The organism is Gammaproteobacteria bacterium, from assembly GCA_029862005.1.
In the GTDB taxonomy this organism is placed as follows: Bacteria; Pseudomonadota; Gammaproteobacteria.
On sequence record JAOTYD010000093.1, the window covers coordinates 1 to 2,814 of the forward strand.

General features: G+C 55.7%; 2 protein-coding genes. Both read right to left on the reverse strand.

Translation table 11 applies throughout. The features are described from left to right. Positions 1-1,162 (reverse strand): pyridoxal-dependent decarboxylase (locus OES20_19095; protein MDH3636799.1); only part of this gene is annotated, 1,162 nt, incomplete at its 3' end. Positions 1,163-1,204: 42 nt separating this feature from the next. Then, positions 1,205-2,814, reverse strand: a 1,610-nt coding sequence (locus OES20_19100) for a HAMP domain-containing histidine kinase (GenBank protein ID MDH3636800.1), incomplete at its 5' end; no start/stop codon positions are given.

Here is a 2,814-nt window from a genome sequence, read left to right on the forward strand (position 1 = left end):
TGTCAATGTGGCGCACGATTCGCTCGCGCATTCCTTCGACACCAATCTCCCTGATCAGGGCCCAGACGACGATACCCCGGCAGGGTGCACTCAACTCGACGCCATAGTTGTAATAAGGAATCCCGAAATTGTCCAACGAATGTTCGACTTGGGCATTCGCCGTATCGAAATCATCAATCGTCGAACCCTCCAGGTAATCGGCCGGTTCCTGGGTGAAAGCGCGTTCCAGCAGATCGCGATCATGTACAAATGTCGCTGCAACCCCGACCGATGCACCCAGCCATTTATGCGGATCGACGATGACTGAATCGACCAGCTCGAGGCCTTCGTAAAGATGGCGCAAACGTTCATCCAGGATACCCGGCAACCCGTAAGCCCCGTCCACGTGCAACCAGATACCACGCTCCCGTGCGAGTTCACTTATCGCGCTGAGCGGGTCGATGGCGCCCGTATTAGTGGTACCCGCATTGGCGACAATCGCCATTGGCAGGATATCGTCGCGAATATCCTGTTCTATGGAGGCTCGCAGTGCATTGACGCGCATACGGCCCTGATCGTCACAGGCAATCGGTTTTATCGCCCGCCGCCCGATTCCGAGAACGCCACCGGCTCGCTGTATCGTGTGGTGACATTCGCTACTCGCGTAAACGCTGACCGCGCGGTTGACACCATCGCGCGCCGGGTCATGACCTGTTTTCTCAAACGCGGATTGCCGCGCGCCACCGAGCCCAACCAGGTTTGCGACCGAGCCACCGCTGCTATAAACACCTTGCATCTTGCCAAGGCCACACATCTGCGCGAGCCAGTCAAGCGACAACTCTTCAATCAGGTTAAACGCCGTGTTTGTATAGCGTTGCGGCGAGGCAATACTGGCAGCGGCCGACGCCAGGGTTGCAGCGCTGGTACCCCCGGTGGTGATAGTTCCCACATAACCCGGCCTGGCTATTTGTGAACCATTAGGAATAATACTTTCAACAAGCTCCCGGATCACAGCATCGATGCCGACGCCATGCTCTGGTAACGGTATGTTGAGGACAGCCTTCCAGTGATCCTGACGCGCGACCGCATCGGGATTTTCAAACTTTAAATACTCATCGAGCCCCGCACCGACTCTCGATAACAGGTCCTGCAGGTTACCGACCTCGGCCTTGTCCTTTGACATATATATTTCTCTGGCACTGATAGATTTGTTCCCGCACTAACATTATCCGCTCGCGGCAAGCGACGCAATCCGCAAACGAAATTCCGCCCCGGGATCACAATTAACGACGTCAACCTCGGCGCACATTGCAGTTGCGAGTTGATGCACCAGCGCAAGCCCGATACCGGTACCGACGGTTTCGCGCGTGAGCTCGTTCTCGGAGCGATAAAACAGTTTGAAAATCTTCTTCATCTGGTCCGGATCGATACCGGGACCGTAATCGCGCACCGAAAACTGGAGCTTGCCGTCCTGCATCTGCTGATATCGAATATCAATTTTCTTCTGCGCACCATTCGCAGAAAACTTGACCGCGTTATCCACCAGGTTGATGAAGATCTGGATGAACCAGTCGATATCGATTTCAATTCGGGCGGCTTCGACCTCGGTCTCACCATGGATTAATAGCTCAAACCCGGAAGGCTCGAGTTGTGATTCAAGCCGGGGTCTGAGTTCGGCCATCGCCTCGCCGACGGTCATGCTATTGAGACTACCCCCCTGCTCATTGCGTGACATGCGCGCCAGCTGCAGCACGTTATTGATCAGGCGCGTGAGTCGCTCGGCCTCGTAGAAGATAAAATCATAATAGGATTTGCGCTTGGTCTCGTCGGCCCAACCCTCGCGTAGCATCTCTCCATACATGCGGATCGACGTAAGCGGGGTTTTAAGTTCGTGGCTGACCGCGGAAACAAAATCCTGTTGCTGTCGTGCCAGCGCGAGTTGTCGCTGGCCCAGGCGCAACAGCATAAGGCAGCCTCCAACCAGCACAATCGTGATCACCAGGGCCGACCAGATGATAACCTGACCGCCCGCGCCGATCGGTAAACGCGCCAGGGTATAAATCAGCTCGATATCACCGAACGGCGCGATCAAACGGCTCTGGTACAGCAACTCGTTACTCGCCTGCTCGGCACTGGGTTGGTACAAGCGGCTGTATTCGGCGGCGAAGTTTTGCAGGATCGAACCGCGGTAAGCAACGATCAGCTTGCTCATTGATGACAGGCTCGATTCACGAAAGGCGGGTGCGATCAACCGATCAATGAAGTCGGACTGATCGATCAGTATTCCCTGCACGTAACGTTCATTGTCGTGCCAGACACGTCGAAACAGGACGAAATGCCCGCTATCGAGCAATGCAAATTCCATCGGCTCGACTTCACTTTCGAAAGTCTGAATCCGAATCGCCTGCTGATTCATGACCGGTTCGGTTGCAGCCACTTCCGCATCTTCCGCGGATCTTTTTGCCAGGATTGGCGCCTGCTCGAGCACCGCCTGCGGCAGGTTTACCTTTTCCTTGCGCGAACGCTTGGCTTCGGACTGTTGTTGTACCTGTAGCCGTTTCGTTTCCGGTTCGACACCGGCCGCGACCTGATAGCTGTCTTCGAGTTTCAGGTCCTTGACCTGGTCGACAGGCGCACGACTTTCGGCAGGCTCCGACAATTTACGCGTGGTTAACTCGTCAAATGCAGACTGACCCAGGTTAACACGATCATCCGTCGCCAAACTCGAATCGGCACTATCGAGCTCCATGGTGAGACCAGGTTGATCGGCACGTTGCAGCGCGATTTCCTCTGCGGCCACGGCTTCACCGCGTAGCGCGGGTGTCGCCGCGATAT